The 15,545-nt window shown below is 30.5% G+C and carries 21 protein-coding genes; 1 reads left to right on the top strand and 20 read right to left on the bottom strand.

Annotated features, from left to right (window positions below; all coding sequences use genetic code 11):
• Window positions 1-67 precede the first annotated feature (67 nt).
• Both BN2920_RS04715 and BN2920_RS04710 read right to left on the bottom strand, forming a co-directional pair.
• On the bottom strand, window positions 68-1,303 hold the full coding sequence (locus BN2920_RS04715; protein ID WP_058293871.1) for a site-specific DNA-methyltransferase: 1,236 nt from the start codon (window positions 1,301-1,303) through the stop codon (window positions 68-70).
• Window positions 1,293-1,730 (bottom strand): helix-turn-helix domain-containing protein, encoded by a 438-nt coding sequence (locus BN2920_RS04710; RefSeq protein WP_097919295.1) that lies wholly within the window; start codon window positions 1,728-1,730, stop codon window positions 1,293-1,295. Before BN2920_RS04710 ends, BN2920_RS04715 begins: the two co-directional genes overlap by 11 nt.
• Before the next feature lie 544 nt (window positions 1,731-2,274).
• On the opposite strand from BN2920_RS04710, the gene BN2920_RS04700 reads away from it, so the two are divergent.
• Entirely contained in the window at window positions 2,275-2,691 is a 417-nt protein-coding gene (locus BN2920_RS04700) for a hypothetical protein (protein ID WP_058293869.1), read from the top strand.
• 43 nt (window positions 2,692-2,734) lie between these two features.
• On the opposite strand, the gene BN2920_RS04695 is transcribed toward BN2920_RS04700, so the two are convergent.
• From BN2920_RS04695 to BN2920_RS04620, 18 genes are all read right to left on the bottom strand, one after another.
• On the bottom strand, window positions 2,735-3,091 hold the full coding sequence (locus BN2920_RS04695; protein WP_058293868.1) for an HNH endonuclease: 357 nt from the start codon (window positions 3,089-3,091) through the stop codon (window positions 2,735-2,737).
• 109 nt (window positions 3,092-3,200) lie between these two features.
• On the bottom strand, window positions 3,201-3,626 hold the full coding sequence (locus tag BN2920_RS04690; RefSeq protein WP_058293867.1) for a DUF1492 domain-containing protein: 426 nt from the start codon (window positions 3,624-3,626) through the stop codon (window positions 3,201-3,203).
• A complete protein-coding gene (locus BN2920_RS04685; RefSeq protein ID WP_058293866.1) occupies window positions 3,626-3,859 on the bottom strand; it encodes a hypothetical protein in 234 nt (77 codons plus the stop codon). Before BN2920_RS04685 ends, BN2920_RS04690 begins: the two co-directional genes overlap by 1 nt.
• Complete coding sequence (locus BN2920_RS04680; protein WP_058293865.1) at window positions 3,856-4,224, bottom strand: type II toxin-antitoxin system PemK/MazF family toxin; 369 nt, start codon at window positions 4,222-4,224, stop codon at window positions 3,856-3,858. Before BN2920_RS04680 ends, BN2920_RS04685 begins: the two co-directional genes overlap by 4 nt.
• Window positions 4,225-4,226: 2 nt before the next feature.
• Window positions 4,227-5,579: a DEAD/DEAH box helicase gene (locus BN2920_RS04675; protein WP_058293864.1), complete on the bottom strand. Its 1,353-nt coding sequence runs from the start codon at window positions 5,577-5,579 to the stop codon at window positions 4,227-4,229.
• Window positions 5,560-5,853, bottom strand: coding sequence for a VRR-NUC domain-containing protein (locus BN2920_RS04670; protein WP_141443125.1), 294 nt, complete (start codon window positions 5,851-5,853; stop codon window positions 5,560-5,562). Before BN2920_RS04670 ends, BN2920_RS04675 begins: the two co-directional genes overlap by 20 nt.
• Window positions 5,799-6,014, bottom strand: a complete 216-nt coding sequence (locus BN2920_RS04665; protein WP_058293863.1) for a hypothetical protein — start codon at window positions 6,012-6,014, stop codon at window positions 5,799-5,801. Before BN2920_RS04665 ends, BN2920_RS04670 begins: the two co-directional genes overlap by 55 nt.
• A gap of 266 nt (window positions 6,015-6,280) precedes the next feature.
• Window positions 6,281-8,635, bottom strand: coding sequence for a virulence-associated E family protein (locus BN2920_RS04660; protein ID WP_058293862.1), 2,355 nt, complete (start codon window positions 8,633-8,635; stop codon window positions 6,281-6,283).
• Window positions 8,636-8,664: 29 nt separating this feature from the next.
• Complete coding sequence (locus tag BN2920_RS04655) at window positions 8,665-9,225, bottom strand: sigma-70 family RNA polymerase sigma factor (protein ID WP_058293861.1); 561 nt, start codon at window positions 9,223-9,225, stop codon at window positions 8,665-8,667.
• A 14-nt stretch (window positions 9,226-9,239) separates the two neighbouring features.
• Window positions 9,240-11,180 (bottom strand): DNA polymerase, encoded by a 1,941-nt coding sequence (locus BN2920_RS04650; RefSeq protein ID WP_058293860.1) that lies wholly within the window; start codon window positions 11,178-11,180, stop codon window positions 9,240-9,242.
• A gap of 53 nt (window positions 11,181-11,233) precedes the next feature.
• Complete coding sequence (locus BN2920_RS04645; protein WP_058293859.1) at window positions 11,234-11,773, bottom strand: DUF2815 family protein; 540 nt, start codon at window positions 11,771-11,773, stop codon at window positions 11,234-11,236.
• Entirely contained in the window at window positions 11,774-12,913 is a 1,140-nt protein-coding gene (locus BN2920_RS04640; protein WP_058293858.1) for a DUF2800 domain-containing protein, read from the bottom strand.
• Window positions 12,914-12,915: 2 nt separating this feature from the next.
• Window positions 12,916-13,203: a hypothetical protein gene (locus BN2920_RS04635; protein WP_083498708.1), complete on the bottom strand. Its 288-nt coding sequence runs from the start codon at window positions 13,201-13,203 to the stop codon at window positions 12,916-12,918.
• Window positions 13,175-13,336 carry a hypothetical protein gene (locus BN2920_RS21210; protein ID WP_157065757.1) on the bottom strand — a complete coding sequence of 54 codons (162 nt, stop codon included), beginning with the start codon at window positions 13,334-13,336 and terminating at the stop codon, window positions 13,175-13,177. The genes BN2920_RS04635 and BN2920_RS21210 overlap by 29 nt, the downstream gene beginning before the upstream one ends.
• A 69-nt stretch (window positions 13,337-13,405) precedes the next feature.
• A complete protein-coding gene (locus BN2920_RS04630; protein ID WP_058293856.1) occupies window positions 13,406-13,801 on the bottom strand; it encodes an RNA polymerase sigma factor in 396 nt (131 codons plus the stop codon).
• Window positions 13,802-13,990: 189 nt separating this feature from the next.
• Window positions 13,991-14,125, bottom strand: a complete 135-nt coding sequence (locus tag BN2920_RS21205; protein ID WP_141443127.1) for a Com family DNA-binding transcriptional regulator — start codon at window positions 14,123-14,125, stop codon at window positions 13,991-13,993.
• A 78-nt stretch (window positions 14,126-14,203) separates the two neighbouring features.
• A complete protein-coding gene (locus tag BN2920_RS04625; RefSeq protein ID WP_058293855.1) occupies window positions 14,204-14,989 on the bottom strand; it encodes an ImmA/IrrE family metallo-endopeptidase in 786 nt (261 codons plus the stop codon).
• A gap of 9 nt (window positions 14,990-14,998) precedes the next feature.
• On the bottom strand, window positions 14,999-15,376 hold the full coding sequence (locus BN2920_RS04620) for a helix-turn-helix domain-containing protein (RefSeq protein ID WP_058293854.1): 378 nt from the start codon (window positions 15,374-15,376) through the stop codon (window positions 14,999-15,001).
• Between the last annotated feature and the right edge of the window lie 169 nt (window positions 15,377-15,545).

Here is a 15,545-nt window from a genome sequence, read left to right as displayed (position 1 = left end):
TTAAAGAAAAAACACAGGTTTTTAACGACAATTAATGCATATTTATTTGTAATAGAAAAGGTACTATTTAAAGCGCCTCTTCTACAGATCTAACTATATCTTTATATTTTATTTTTTCTCCATCTCTTAATAAATACACAGCATTATCATTACCAACTTGTTCAATATATCTATTAACAATAACATCCGCATACTTTTCATCTAGTTCAATCGTATAGCAAATTCTATCTGTTTGCTCACATGCAATAAGAGTTGAACCACTTCCTCCAAAAGGATCAAGTACAATAGAATTAGTTAGACTTGAATTTGTTATTGGATATGCAACTAATGCTATTGGTTTCATTGTTGGGTGGTATTTAGATTTTGTAGGCTTATCAAAATTCCAAGTTGTTCTTTGTTTTCTATCAGCATAAAATTTATGGCCTGCTGTAGGCTTCCATCCTACAAGTACAGGTTCATGATTATATTGATAATCACATCTTCCAAGTACAGGAGAATTCTTTATCCATATACATGTTTGATGACAAAAGAAACCTGCTTCTTTAAATGCGGCTCTAAAATTAACAGTTTCTTTATCAGCATGAAATACATAAATAGAACCACCATCTGCAAGACTTTCATACATTCCTTTATAAGCTGATAATAAAAACTCATGAAATTTTTTATCATCCATATTATCATTTTGTATAGTTCCTGCTGTACCTTCATAATCAACATTGTAGGGTGGATCTGTTACTACAAGATTTGCTTTCTTACCTTCCATTAATTTTTCATAAATTTCAAGCTTTGTGCTATCACCACAAATTAATCTGTGCCTTCCAAGTATCCATATATCATTTTGTTTTGATATTGGATTTTCTGGTGGAGCTTCATCAAAGTTATCTTCCTTCACACCTTTAGGATGCAGCTCATTAAATAATGCATCAATTTCTGGTGGATCAAATCCTGTGAATGATGTATCATAATCTAAATCTTGAAGATCTTTAATCAAATCAGCAAGTAGTTCTTTATTCCATTCACCAGTAATTTTATTAAGAGCTATATTCAAAGCCTTTTCTTTGGTTTTATCAACATCAATAACTACACAATCTATTTTTTCACAGCCTAGAGCTTTTAAAACAGATATTCTTTGATGTCCTCCAATTACTGTTAAATCCTTATTCACTATTACCGGATCAACATATCCAAATTCATTGATGCTATTTTTTATCTTTTCAAATTCAGCATCACCTGGTTTTAACTTTTTTCTTGGATTGTATTCTGCTGGTATTAATAAATCTATTTTTAGCTTTTTAAACTCCATCCTCTTCCCTCCAAAATCTATCCTTTATGTAGCAATCATGACTACAGTATTTTCTGCTTTTATTCCCATAAGCAATAAACTTCTTGCTGCAATAAATACAAGTGTATTTGTAAATTGCTTTCTCGCTTCTATTTCTTTTGTCAGTATTTTCATTCCACCATTTATATCTGCATTCACTACTACAAAATTTACATGTCCTACCTTTGTTTTTTTGTTTTATAGGTTTCTTACAATAACTACATATTTCATTTTTTTGAAGTTTCACTTCCATGTTTAAAGCAACAACAGCTTTGTTTCCAACTAAATTATTTCTTCTACAAAAGCCTCTCACACTATCTCTAGATAATCCCAATACCTTTGCAATTGCTTTATACCCCATTCCCTTAAGTCTAAGTTCTTTTATTTTTTCTTTTTGATATTCATTCACCACTGCTACTCCTTTCTTCTAAACTTTTGCGCACAAAAAAAGTAACTGCCATCCTTCACAGTTACTTAATTACAACTTTTTATTATGCGATTTCTTAGTACCCCCCTTATGAAATTCTGCGAAAATTCACACGAGAGGGGGCGGCGGTCTTTAGCTCGTCCCATTTTAGAGATTTAATCCCCCCTGCCTACATATTTTTTTAAACTTTTTGTTGCATAATATTAATGTATATATTATAATAAGTACATACATAAGTACGTACTTAAAAGTATTAAAACAAATTAGGAGGTTTTTTTATGACTAAAATTTTAAAATCTTTGCTAGTACCTGGTACAACATACCATCTACAAGATTTATACATTGCGACAAATTGTACCACAAAAAATGAGCGCCATAACTGTCGTGGCTGTCTTAGTTCTTTGCAAAAAAGTGGCAGAGTAAAATCCTTAGGTAGCTCTTTATGGAAAGCGCTATAAGATAATAATTTCATTTACTCAAATCCATAGATCATTTGATCAATTATTCAATCAATGGAGGTTATAACATGGATACTATTTTAGCTAAATATGAACTTATTGTTTATAGTAGTGGAAAAATTAGATTAAATCCACTTGAAAACTCTTCAACTGAAGAACTATTATCTAAATGTAGTTCTAGAATTCAACAAATCCTTGCTACCATCACCACTATCAAAATACTTTTAACTAATAACCCCAATGCATCAGACATTGATATATACAGTAAAGCCCTTAAAGAAGTTTCTGAAAAACTTGAAGTAAATGTAACTACAATATCTGATAAATTTACGCGCCAGTTAAAGCTAAATGCTGAAGAAGCTAGATCAATGATATTCGACTATCTAAGATTTAATTCTTCAGAATTAAAAAATATATTATTAAAAAATGTTGGCAAAAACACTAAAGAACTAGATACAATTGCAATCAATTCTATTCTTAAATAGAATTTTAATTGGCCACTCTCATATGAGTGTCCAATTAAAATTTTCATCTATATCTATATTCTTCATATCTATCTTCACTCATAGTCTTTTTATCATGACAAGTCTTACAAAGCGACTGCCAATTACTCTGATCCCAAAACAAATTCTTGTCACCTCGATGTGGTTTAATATGATCAACAACAGTCGCTTTAGTAAGTTTATCTTCCTTTCTACATTTAACACACAAAGGATTAACTTTTAAAAATCTATTTCTAGCTGCTCTCCATCTACTATCATAACCACGCAATGTTGCATTTGCTCTATCATTCATATGAAGTGCTTTATGTTCATAGCAATATTTTTCTTCAGTAAGTTTAGGACAACCTGGCTGCTTACATGGTTTTAATGGTTTCTTTGGCATGTAAACTCAACTCCATTACATAAAAAAAGTCACTACATTTTTACTGTAATGACTTCTTAATTATCTTTATTTTCTCTATTATAATAATATCAATTTTTCATACTCTCATTCAATCACATTTACTCTCATCTTTTGAAATAATAATTCCTTTTAAGATCTTATCATGAATCCTAAAAAGATGTTGAATGCTATATCCCATATCAACAGCTATCTGTTCCCAAGTCTTAAAGCAAAGGTATCGTAACTCCAATAATGTCTGCTGCTCTGGATTATTAATTTTTTTTATTATAGACATTATCTCTTTCTTCAAATCCACAAGAACATCTATATCAGCATTAATTTCACTTTCAAGTTCCATCATCTTTACTATTATTGCTTCCATAGAATGTATATTGCGAGTTCCACTTGAAGGTGTATCAGTTAATGTAGATGTTGCTTTAGCTGCTAATTCTCTTAAAGAAACTATTTGTTCAAGCTTACTATTAATTCTTTGATCTATTCTATAAGCTTGTGCTAAATATTCTTTATTGCTCATTATTCTTCACCACCTTTTAACCATGGCATTTTACCTCCATAATATTTATCTGCTATATGATTTTGCTTTTTGGAACTTAAGCTATTTAATCTTTCATTTGTAACCATAATTAAATGTTCTTGTTGTTCCTCACTCTTACTAAAAGTACATTTTTCTCCAATGCACTTTTTAACAGTTAATATAACACATTTATTATACTTGTTACAGTATATACAATTATTATCTATATTCATATTATATTTCTCCTAACCATGGTATTTATGTTCATACTTACTGATAATATTTCATTTAATTTCTCTTCATCTTTTTCCTTAAGTTGTCCAATAATATCTAAAATTTGATCTTTCGATATTGTTAAAATCTGCTCACCTAATATTGTACTATCACATTTTAAACAGCAATAATCTTTTGATAATAATTCCTGATGTGTTGGGAGTGCTTTTTTTATTCTCCCTGTTATAGGCGCTACTATTGTTGTAGTTGAATGTTTATTTCCTAAATCATTTTGAATTACAACTGCTGGTCTTATTCCCTTTTGAACTGAACCTTGATTTTCTCCAAAGCTGACCATTATAATACTATTTCTATAAATTTTCATTATTAATTCCTCCCAATCCTCGCTTTAACAGCATTTATCAATTCATTTTGTCCTATTTGCTTTTTCTCAAGTGCCTTCACTACTTGCTCATCTATAGTTCGTTTGCAAATAATATGATGAATAACAACTGTTTCTTTTTGACCTTGTCTATAAAGTCTTGCATTAGCTTGTTCATATAATTCTAAACTCCAAGTTAAGCCAAACCATATTATTATAGATCCGCCAGCTTGTAAATTGAGTCCATGTCCTGTTGATGCTGGATGTGCTATTGCTATTTTCATTTTTCCACTATTCCATAAATTTATATCTTCTGAAGTATTTATTTCTCCTGCTTTAAACCTTTTAATCATTCTTTCTTTATCATGTTTATATGCATAAAATACAAGAACACTTTTACCATTTGCACTTTCAATTAAATCTTCTAATGCTTCAAGCTTTCTATCATGAATTACTTTTACTTTTGAATTTTCATCATAGACTGCTCCATTTGCTAATTGAAGAAGTTTATTAGAAAGCGCTGCTGCATTTACTGCATCTATATCTCCATCTTTAAATTGGAGTATCATATCATCCTCTAGTTTCTTATATAGCATAGCTTCTTTTTCATTCATATAAACTTCAACTTTATTAAACACACATTTTGGCATTTTTAAATAATCACAAGCTTTCATACTTATACAAATATCAGAAATCTTTTTATAAATATCATCTTCTGCGTTTTCTTTAAGCTTATATGAAAAGACTATTTGTCCATTTCTTTTGTCTGGCATAAAATACATATCTCTATATCTACCAATAAACCTTCCAAGTCTTTCTCCCATATCTAAAATATTAATTTCTGCCCATAAATCCATAAGACTATTTGGTGCTGGCGTTCCAGTAAGTCCTACTATTCTTTTTATTTCAGGCCTCACTTTTCTTAAAGCTTTAAACCTTTTTGATTTGTAAGACTTAAAAGAACTAAGTTCATCAATTACAACCATATCAAAATCCCAAATACAATTTTCAATAAGCCACTCTATATTTTCACGATTTATAATATAAATATCTGCTATTTTATATATCGCTGTTTTTCTTTCTTCAACAGTTCCAAGTATTTTAGATATCTTAATGTCTTTTAAATGATCCCATTTTTCACATTCATTACTCCAAGTATCTCTAGCAACTCTAAGTGGTGCTATTATAAGAACTTTTGAAACTTCAAAATAGTTATGCATAAGTTCTGCTATTGCAGTTAAAGTAATTATACTTTTGCCTAATCCCATATCTAAAAGTAATGCAAATACGCTATTCTCTATAAGCTTTTGAACACAATAATTTTGATAATCATGCATATCAGCTTTTTTCAATTTCATCTATAACAACTCCTATAACTTCAATGTTGTCTATAACATAAACTCTGAAACCTAAATTCTCTAATTGTAATTTTCTCTTTTCTTGAATTAACCTTAACTTTTTCCCTGGTGCCTTAAGTTCTACAAAAGCAATCTTTCCATTTTTCATTAAAACAATTCTATCTGGAACTCCTAACATTCCAGGTGATATAAATTTCAGTGCCATACCACCATGTTTTTTTACTTCTTTGGTAAATATCTGTTCCAAATATTTTTCGGAATATACCATAGCCATAACCTTTCCTCTCCATTGACTAATGTCACTGTTTTTACACCTAATTTTTCTTTTATATTTTTAACTTCTTTTTTAGTCATTCCATGAAGTGCCGCTATTTCATAAACTTTTGTATATTCTACAAAATCATTTTTTAATATATTTTCTATAACATTTTCCATGAAATCTCTCCTCTAATTTATTGTGGTACAAGAAGTGGAACAAAGGTATTAAAAACTCTATCGCGCCTTATATCATGTATTACATGATATATACTACTTATTTATTATTATTTATCTAAATAGACACTCTTGTACCTTGTTCCATAATATAACCAAAACAGGCATTATAACTTACTTCTTTACTGGAACTATACTTTGGTACAACCTAGCGGCTCATTCCATTTGTTCCTGCTTATGTTGGAATAAACTTTTCTTGTTATAATTTCTCATTCCACTCTCATAAATGCTCTTTGCTTATTATAAATATGAAATCTTGTTGTCCCACTTTTCGTTCCATCATATGGTTTCCAATTTTCAATTCTAGCCATTATTGCAGTTATTTCATAAGAATCAGATTTCTTAATATTAGCAGAATCCTTTCCAAAGCATTCACACCAAATTTCCATAGGACAAACAATCTTACGCTTCTCAGCTCCAATTGGTGCATTTTCAAACTCTCCACCATTTAAAAAGTTTCTACGTTCATATAAATCCATAGTCTGCCAATTTTCAGGCAATAGTTTTTCAAGATATTCACGCACTAGTCCCTCGCGATCATCACTTTCCATAGCATTTGCCTGCTCTGAAATAGCTATTTGTGCTTCATTTCCATTTAAGAATAAATCTTCACCCTTTCTATACACACACACTGCTTCAGCCCAAATTTGATCTACATCATTAAGTTCCCAGGCTTTTTTTATGCTCTCGCCACTAACTCTAACAGGCCAAAATCTACGATTTCCTGTTATATCCCTTAGAAATCCACTTTCACTATTGGTACTCCCAACTATTACACACTGTCTTGGATGACTCTCAACATTAACTCCATAGCTTGCGCGATACTTATCATCAGTTCTTGAAACAAAAGATTTTACAGTTTCTACATCCGTTTTCCTTATTCCAGCTAATTCTCCAAGTTCTAAAAGCCAATATCCCTGTAATTTTTCTGCTGCTGCTTTATCTCTCATATCTGTTATTGTTAAGCTATCAGAAAACCATGAAGTCGCAAGTTTTGCAAAAAAAGTGCTTTTTCCTATTCCTTGGGGTCCATTAAGTATTAATACACTATCAAATTTAGTCCCTGGCTCATAAATTCTAGCTACTGCTGCTACAAGTGTTTTTCTAATAACTGCTTTTGAATATTCATTATCTTGTGCTCCTAAATAATCAATTAACAAATTATTCAATCTCTCTATTCCATCCCAATCTGGTAATGTATTTAAATATTCTTTTATTGGATGGTATGCTCTCTCTGCTGCAACTGCTATTAATGCTTCTTTTAACTTTGTTGGTGACCATATGCTATAAGCTCTATCAAAATACACTTTAAGAGCCGACATATCTGAGTCACTCCATCCACTTTTTATCTGCTTCCAAGGTAAATTACCTTTAACATCAATACTGTCGCAATGTTGGTTATAAGCTATTCCTTCTAAGTTTTCATCATTCTTCATGATAAGAACTAAATTTTGAAGATTATCTTTAATTTGTCCATTCTTGTTTATTGAAAGATTTTCTTGCCAGTTTTCATCTTCAGCTTTAAATTCTTTATTTGCTTGCTCTATTCGTTCTTTTGCTAAGTTCTTTTTTACATTTACATCACCTATACAAAATTCTTGCATTGCTTTAAAGGATGGAAGTTTTGAAGGTGGTATATCTTCATCTGCCTTTACATCAAGTTGTCCAAATTTATGAATTCTGACCAAGTCAAATGAATTACATAATTTATTACAAGCTGGATCTGTAGCATGGTGTGAATATACAAATTTATCATCATAAATAAGTACACCAGCACTTGAATCAGCTGGAACATAATCATATCTTCCATCAATTATGCTTGGCTTATAAATATCATTTAGAAACTTATCAATAACTTCTGTAATTGAATATACTCTACAAAATGCACCTATCATTCCTTCTTTCTGTAAAGGATCTGCTTGATTTGTAATAGTGTTTTTTACTATTTTTCTTTCTCTTGATGACACTGGCCATTTACTGCTATCATGCCACTTTTCATATCTTGAAAGTATCTTATCAGGATCTAACAATATTCCTTCTTGCTTTTCAAATACAAATTCTCCATCTACCGATGTTGACGGCCAATACATTAACCTTGCTGGCTCATAGGTAGTGTCGTCAAATTGTTCTATTCCAATATCTGAAGCTACCATTCTAGCAATTGCACAATATTCATCAGAGTTTATACTTCTTGCTAAAGGAATAATTAATCTAAGACGTGGTTTATCTTTGATGTGTTTATGAGTGGAGTATATGCAACATGTAAAATCATAAAACATAGATATTTGTTCCCATACTTCATGTTCTGCATAATCCATATCGAGAGTTAGCATTGTTCTATATTCAACATATCCATTTTTTCGTTTACCATCTTTAAGTTTTCCAGCAACAAAGCCTCCAACATCTTTTATTGAATCTTGTTTTAACTTTGAAAACTTTTTATATTCTTCAATTGTTTCTGAAGTTCTTATTGTGTTTTGAACTTTATTTATAAATTCATTCCAAGTAATATCCATACCTTTTAACTGCTTTGAAGTTCTGCTATTTGCAACACTTATTATCACTAAAATCACTCTCCTAGTCTTTTAATTTACTAAGCACCTTTTTCATAAGAAATTTTTATTTCTTCGCATATTTTCTTAATAAGTCTACCAACATATGATTGACTTAAATTTAGAGCTACACCAATATCCTTCTGTTTTGTTCCAATTAAATGTAGTCTTAAAATTTCTCGCTTTACTGGTGATAACTTGCTTATTAACATAAAAATTTCTTCATTTACAATCAAATTTATTGCTTCATCCATAGTATTAGATATAGATGGAATAACATCTTGAAGAATTAGCATATCTTGATCATGTTCCTCACATATTGCTGTTTCCAATGAAATAGTTTCTACCTGCTTTAAAATTTTACGATTTAATATCAGTATCTCATTTACCATAACTTTGCTAAAAAATGTTGCCCATTTACTTTTATTTGGATCAAATATTTTTGCGGCTTTAGCAAAAGCTATATCACCACAACCAATAAGTTCCTCATACTCTAAATTAAAATTAAAAAACTTATTTGCTATATAAAACATAAGTCGTTTGTTTCTTTTATATAAAGTATCTATATCACCAGTCATAAAAAGTTCTTCATTACTAACCATATTTTTTCCCCTCTCTAGTCTTTTTTGTAATAACTACACTCATACCCATCAGCTCTTAAACATAAACCCTCTGCCCATTTTGGACTCACACTCATAATTTCATACACTTCATTTAATGAACCTTTATTGATAGATGCTTCAATAACAACTTCATCATGGACATGCATAACAATTTCATATCCAGCTTTATCAAGTCTCAACATTGCTTCTGCAAGTAAATCTCTTGCAACAGCTTGAACTATATTTTCCACAAGTTTTGGGCCATAAGTTTCAATTCTTCCCCACTTTTTACTTTCAGTAATACCTTCATATGATAATCCTTCTCTTTCAAATTTATTAATTTGCAGCCTTGGCTTAATATATGATAACTTTCTGCCTGAAGGTAATTTTATAAAAAGTATTCCACCACAATACTTAAATTCTATCCTGCCTACTTTAATTATGCTTTTCTCTTTAACCGAAGTTATTGCAGCTTTATCTACCTCCCACCAAAACTTAGTTATATTAGGATTTGTATTTCTCCAAGCCGTAACTAATGGTTTTAATTCTTCTTCCTTAAGCCCCATTTCTAAGGCTCCCATTGAAATTAAAGCTCCTGTACTTCCACCATAGCCTAATGCTAGTTCTGCTATTTTACCTTTTCGTCTTAATTCAGAGCCCTTTTTTATTTGATCAATTGGTACATGAAACATAGCACTAGCTGAAGCTTCATATATTTTCCCATGTGTTTTAAACACATCTAATCTCCACTTTTCACCTGCAAGGTATGCTAAAACTCTAGCTTCAATGGCAGAAAAATCTGCTACTATAAATCTGCATCCTGCTTTAGGTATAAATGCTGTCCTTATAAGCTCTGATAAAATCTTTGGTGTACTTTCATAAAACATTTCTAATTCCTCTAATGTTCCATTCTTCACAATATTTCTTGCAAGTTCTAAATCCTTAATATGATTTTGAGGAAGATTCTGCACTTGTACTAATCTACCTGCCCATCTCCCTGTGCGATTTGCGCCGTAAAACTGAAACAACCCATGCACTCTGCCATCAGAACATACTGACCTTTCTATCGCCTCATATTTTTTAACTGAGGTTTTAGACATAAGTAGTCTTAATTTTAATACTTGTTCTATTTCCTCATCACATTCTGTTACTAAATTTGATACGTCTTTTTTTGAAAGACTTTCAATAGTTATCCCTCTATCTCTAAGCCATCCTTTAAGCTGTGCCACTGAATTTGGATTTTCAAGACCTGTAAGTTCATATGCTCTTTCTGTTGCTGTTACTATAAACTGTTTATCACAAGCTATTGCTTTTTTTACTAAATTCATATCTACTAAAATTCCTCTATCATTTATGCTTTGGTCTAATCTATATAATTCCATTTCTTTCTCAGTTATTTGATGATTTTTAAGCTTATTTCTTATTTCACTTTCAGCCTCAACATCTCTGATGCAATAACTCTTAAATATCTTCCACTTCTCTAAGTCATGTACTGGTAAGTTTCTAGTTCTATTTCCATTAATTTTTGTAGTTTTACAAGGATAGCAGAAATATTTTATAAGCTCTTTTCCTTCTTTCATTTTCTTATTATTAAGTCCAAGAACTTCTCCTACACCTTCAAGGCTAGGTGGTAATGCTAACATCGAAGCTTGAACTGCACTGCAGCACCATGTATCTGCTTTTAAATTAATACCTAAATATTTACTTAAGCATGTTCTTTCAAAATTAGCATTAAAAGCTGTCTTCATAACCTCATCACTTAATATTGCTTCTTTAACTTCTTTTGGTATAATCTCACGTAATGCTAAATCAATTATTTTTACTTTCTCATTATCAAAACAATATGCCATTAGTAATATTTCAAAGTTAGGACTATTTACATATGCATAAACTCCACATTTAACTAAATCTACATCAGAATAAGTTTCTAAATCTAAAGATAATGTTCGCCTCATATTATTCCTCCAAGTGGTGAGGTGATGGCTTTATTACACCACCTCAATATTTCTTAGCTTAAAAAGTCATCATCTTCTTCAGTTATAAAGTCATCACTTGCACTTGATCGACCACTTAAAGGCTCTCCATCTTTTATCTTTTGGATATTTCCAAGGCCACATGCTATTCCTTTATTTCCATTACTGTTAAATGCATAAAAGGTAATTGACACTCTACCATAACATCCTGAATATACTTCACTTTGATCTAATATTGGTTTAACACTCTTGTCCACAATTTGTGGTCTATCCTTACTATTTGCATTTACAAAATAGCTGTCTTTATAAGCTTCATCTTCAGGTCTTTCTATGTCTCCATCTCTAAGTGGAAGTTTTAAATTGGCTGGTATCTTACCACCAAATTTTGATTTACCTTCTTGCTTTGCAACTTCAACTGCATCTTTAATTTCTTGAATAGTATTAGTATCATTTTTAGGAATGATCAATGAAACACTGTACTTTTCATCACTACCATTTATTGATTTTGGCTCCCATACATTTGCATAACTAAATCTAACTACTCCTGTAATTACCTTTGTTTTGTTACCTACCATTTATAATTCCTCCTTGAATTCTGCTTTTGCAGTATCTAATAAATTTATTTCTTTTCTCTTATCAAACTCTGAAACTAATGTTATTTTTCCTTTAGGCTTTTCAATAAAGCTTCCTAATATATCATTAAATTTCTTTTTACCTAATAACTTTTCCATCTCTGTAATTCCTAAAAGTGTCCTTTTATAAATATCTTTTTCTTCATATCCAGCACCAGTTACAGTTTCTATAACTAAACTTTCATTAGAATATTTACGATTTGATCTTCCTTCAACCAATTTAAATCCAGTCCATTTCTTCCCTTCATTAACTGCTTTTTCTGTTGCATATGAATATATGTCCTCTGCCCATTTTGATAATTGATTACATAAACTTAATACATCTTCAATTTCATAATCACAAAGTAAAGCTGGCATCTTAAATTCATATCTTGCAAGTTCTAAAAGACTTTCGGATCTTGCTCTACAAGTTTTTCTTACTCTGCAAAATCTACAATGCTCACCAGGAACAAATTCACCCTCACCTTTTATTGCAAGCTCTGCTTTAGGCTTTAATTCTGTATCTGCCCAATTAATAAGTTCATCTACAGATATTTCATAAGTTGAAATTGACTCTAATCTTGGCTGTACAATTGTCATATTAATATTTTCAATGTTATACAAAGCTTCAAATAAGTTAAGTGCACCTAATGCATATAGCATCATTTGTGGATTTTTTTCTGCTATAACTTGTACACCTTTACCATACTTTAAATCCACAATATAAATAGTTTTATCTGCTACTATAACTAAATCTCCAGTTCCAAAACCTTCTGGAACATAATTTGAAAAATCTAATTTCTGCTCTATTAGAATGAGTGGATCTTTACAAGCTTGTTTTACTTTTATAATCAGCTCAGTTACATAATCCACATAAACATTTGTGAATTCTTCCATCTCATCATCATAAAATTCACTTTTAGGCTTTTTGCATTTCATTTTTAGATACTTCTTAATCTTAAATTCTGATAAGCCATGAGCAGCTGTACCTTCTTCTGCAAAAGTACTTGTTTCTTCATTAACACTTGCTTCAAGCACTGGCGCAGGTGTACAAGTAAGCCATCTATGAGAAGCACTTGCAGATAATAATGCATGTTTACTCATACTTACATTTCCTCTGCATCTTTCAATAAATCTTTGTAGCATGTTGGTTCTAAATCAGTTAATTTATTAGCACCATATTTTTGTATTAGTGCTTTAACTTCTTTCTGCTTACCATCTTGTGATTTTGATGCTAATACTTCTCTGACATCTTCTATTGATATAACTTTTTCTTTGGTATCCACCTTTGTTTTTAACTCTACACCTTCTTCTTTAGTAAGCTTTGCAAAGATTTCTAAATCGTCTGCTAAACCTCTTAAATCATTAACAATTTTCAATACTACATCTTTCATTATTTAACTTTCTCCTTTCAATCTTTAATAAGCTTGATATTTTACCTACTACATCATCTTGTTTATCTTTAGTTTCCTTTATAGAAACTGTTACCAATTGATCTGTGTTAATAGTTATTTTTATTGCTGCCATTACTCTCACCTCATTTCTTTTAAATAATCCTTACACTATATAGCCACGAGAAAGCCAAAATCGAACCCCCTAATTTAAAATTTTTTTCAATTTTTTATAAATTTTATTTAATCTGTTTCTAATTGCAGCTTCTGTAACCCCTTCATACTCTGCAATATCAACAATCTTCATATCTTTATAAAATATCTTTTCTATCAAATCTTGTTGATTAGGAATAAGAGTTTTAATTGCATTTTTTATCTCATCTGTTGTTTCTGCTTCTTCAACTTTAACTTCTATATCATCGTTAATATCTTCAAATTGAAATCCTTCCTCTTCCATACTATCTATTGAATTGTGTCTCCTTGTTTCTCTTCTCTCGCTTTTATATATCTTTTTTTCAATTTCTATAGATATGTTTGCAATATCTTCATTTACCTCTATTTCTATTTTTTCTCCTGTTACAAATTCATAAGTAATATTCATTTTTACACTGGCCCCTTTCTTTTGGGCCGTAAATAAAACTAGAAATAAAGTATTTTTATGTATAACAAATAAACTCCAAACAAAAATGGCCTAGAGTAAAAACTATTTCTAGCTTTACTCCGGCCATTTGGTATCTCATTTTTATTATGGATCACTTGCTCGGTAGTTTATGTTTAATTTTATATTTAATTATTTACAGTAGTTTATTTTTACTATTTTGCGACAATGAGGACACTTCATCTCTATTATCATCTTACCTTTAGTTGCTTCCACTACATCCATAGCTCTTTTATTACAGTTTGGACACTTTAATTGTACACCCATTTTTTATCCTCCCTTTTATACATGTAAGCTTTTCTGCTTACACATTGTTGTTTTAAATAGCACCTAATTATAAAGGTGCTATACAAAACTCATTCTATCAAATCTAATATTTTTAGTATTTCTATTATCAATAATACCTAAATAGCATAATCTAACTTCTGCTGCTTTTTTAGACACATTAAATTTTTCTGCCGTTCTTCTTATTAATAAGTCATTATATATTTCTCTATTTCCAAAACTCATGAAAGCTAAATAATCTTTAAGTTCATCATCTTCACAATACTTTTTGACCATTGATTTTGGCATTAATATTGCACCTGCAAAATAATTAGCTTGCCATTCCATTGTAGACTCATCATTCCATCTAGACTCACTATTATACTTTCCTTCTATACTAACTGTTCTACATTGAATATTTGTGTTTTGCATATCAAAAATTATCACCATTTGATTAATATCTCTCATAAATTTTCTTCTGTGTAGTATCCAATGACCTGCTTCATGCATTGCTGTAAATCTATATCTTCCTTCTTGTCCATCTTCTAATAATGATGAATCTATAATAATTGTTCCTTGCTTAGCAGTAATATATTCTGCCCTCTTTGTAAATTCATCATATATTACAATTTTTTTATTGTCTTCAAATACAATCATTCCAAGATATACACCACAATGTGATAAATACTTAAAATCTTGTGTTAATTCTAAGTAATCTGTTATAAATCGATCTTCATCAATAGGTTGAGGTGTTTCCAAGGTTTGTGGACAAAACTCCATCAGACACCTTTCTGCAATGTTGTCAATTTCAATTTTACTTAATATAGGGACACCGTTTGATTTTGTTCTGAAATTTGGAATGTACATATAAAAGGATTACCCCTTTCTGTCTTTAAGTTCTTCCACAAACTTCATCCACTCATCTTCTCCTGCTCCTAAATCCATTGCTGTTCTTAATGCTACACGTACATAATCTCTATCCATAATATAATCTGGTAAATCTGGAGAAACTGTCTTTCTCTTTTTTCCAGCTAAGTCATACATATACCTGCATTCATCATCACTCAATGAAAGTATAGCTGCTATTTCATCTAATTTTTCTCTTTCTGGAGAATTTCGTCTATCCTTTTCAATGTCACTTAAATATGGTGGCGTAATCTTTAGTAACTTAGCCATTTCCCTTAATGTAATTTTCTTTTCTTCTCTTTTCTTTGCAATAAATTCACCAAAACTTTGTTCAACATTATTATTCATATCTTATCATCCTCTAAACATCTCTCATATCACTCTACTCTTTTAAAATCTTTAACCACTACTCAGTAATCATTCTCTTAATTCTTTTAAATACTTAACATTCAATTTAATATGTTACGTGTTTTACCGTTATTTAATCTTACATACAAAATGCTTTTTAAATCCAGGT

This window comes from Clostridium neonatale, from assembly GCF_001458595.1.
GTDB classification, from domain to species: domain Bacteria; phylum Bacillota; class Clostridia; order Clostridiales; family Clostridiaceae; genus Clostridium; species Clostridium neonatale.
This window is presented reverse-complemented; position numbering and strand designations above follow the sequence as displayed.

Excerpts from the sequence above, each read along its gene's own strand:
- BN2920_RS04715 (WP_058293871.1), bottom strand. The coding sequence starts at position 1,303 with ATGGAGTTTAAAAAGCTAAAAATAGATTTATTAATACCAGCAGAATAC.
- BN2920_RS04700 (WP_058293869.1), top strand. The coding sequence starts at position 2,275 with ATGGATACTATTTTAGCTAAATATGAACTTATTGTTTATAGTAGTGGA.
- BN2920_RS04695 (WP_058293868.1), bottom strand. The coding sequence starts at position 3,091 with ATGCCAAAGAAACCATTAAAACCATGTAAGCAGCCAGGTTGTCCTAAA.
- BN2920_RS04690 (WP_058293867.1), bottom strand. The coding sequence starts at position 3,626 with ATGAGCAATAAAGAATATTTAGCACAAGCTTATAGAATAGATCAAAGA.
- BN2920_RS04685 (WP_058293866.1), bottom strand. The coding sequence starts at position 3,859 with ATGAATATAGATAATAATTGTATATACTGTAACAAGTATAATAAATGT.
- BN2920_RS04680 (WP_058293865.1), bottom strand. The coding sequence starts at position 4,224 with ATGAAAATTTATAGAAATAGTATTATAATGGTCAGCTTTGGAGAAAAT.
- BN2920_RS04675 (WP_058293864.1), bottom strand. The coding sequence starts at position 5,579 with ATGAAATTGAAAAAAGCTGATATGCATGATTATCAAAATTATTGTGTT.
- BN2920_RS04670 (WP_141443125.1), bottom strand. The coding sequence starts at position 5,853 with ATGGCTATGGTATATTCCGAAAAATATTTGGAACAGATATTTACCAAA.
- BN2920_RS04665 (WP_058293863.1), bottom strand. The coding sequence starts at position 6,014 with ATGGAAAATGTTATAGAAAATATATTAAAAAATGATTTTGTAGAATAT.
- BN2920_RS04655 (WP_058293861.1), bottom strand. The coding sequence starts at position 9,225 with ATGGTTAGTAATGAAGAACTTTTTATGACTGGTGATATAGATACTTTA.
- BN2920_RS04650 (WP_058293860.1), bottom strand. The coding sequence starts at position 11,180 with ATGAGGCGAACATTATCTTTAGATTTAGAAACTTATTCTGATGTAGAT.
- BN2920_RS04645 (WP_058293859.1), bottom strand. The coding sequence starts at position 11,773 with ATGGTAGGTAACAAAACAAAGGTAATTACAGGAGTAGTTAGATTTAGT.
- BN2920_RS04640 (WP_058293858.1), bottom strand. The coding sequence starts at position 12,913 with ATGAGTAAACATGCATTATTATCTGCAAGTGCTTCTCATAGATGGCTT.
- BN2920_RS04635 (WP_083498708.1), bottom strand. The coding sequence starts at position 13,203 with ATGAAAGATGTAGTATTGAAAATTGTTAATGATTTAAGAGGTTTAGCA.
- BN2920_RS21210 (WP_157065757.1), bottom strand. The coding sequence starts at position 13,336 with ATGGCAGCAATAAAAATAACTATTAACACAGATCAATTGGTAACAGTT.
- BN2920_RS04630 (WP_058293856.1), bottom strand. The coding sequence starts at position 13,801 with ATGAATATTACTTATGAATTTGTAACAGGAGAAAAAATAGAAATAGAG.
- BN2920_RS21205 (WP_141443127.1), bottom strand. The coding sequence starts at position 14,125 with ATGGGTGTACAATTAAAGTGTCCAAACTGTAATAAAAGAGCTATGGAT.
- BN2920_RS04625 (WP_058293855.1), bottom strand. The coding sequence starts at position 14,989 with ATGTACATTCCAAATTTCAGAACAAAATCAAACGGTGTCCCTATATTA.
- BN2920_RS04620 (WP_058293854.1), bottom strand. The coding sequence starts at position 15,376 with ATGAATAATAATGTTGAACAAAGTTTTGGTGAATTTATTGCAAAGAAA.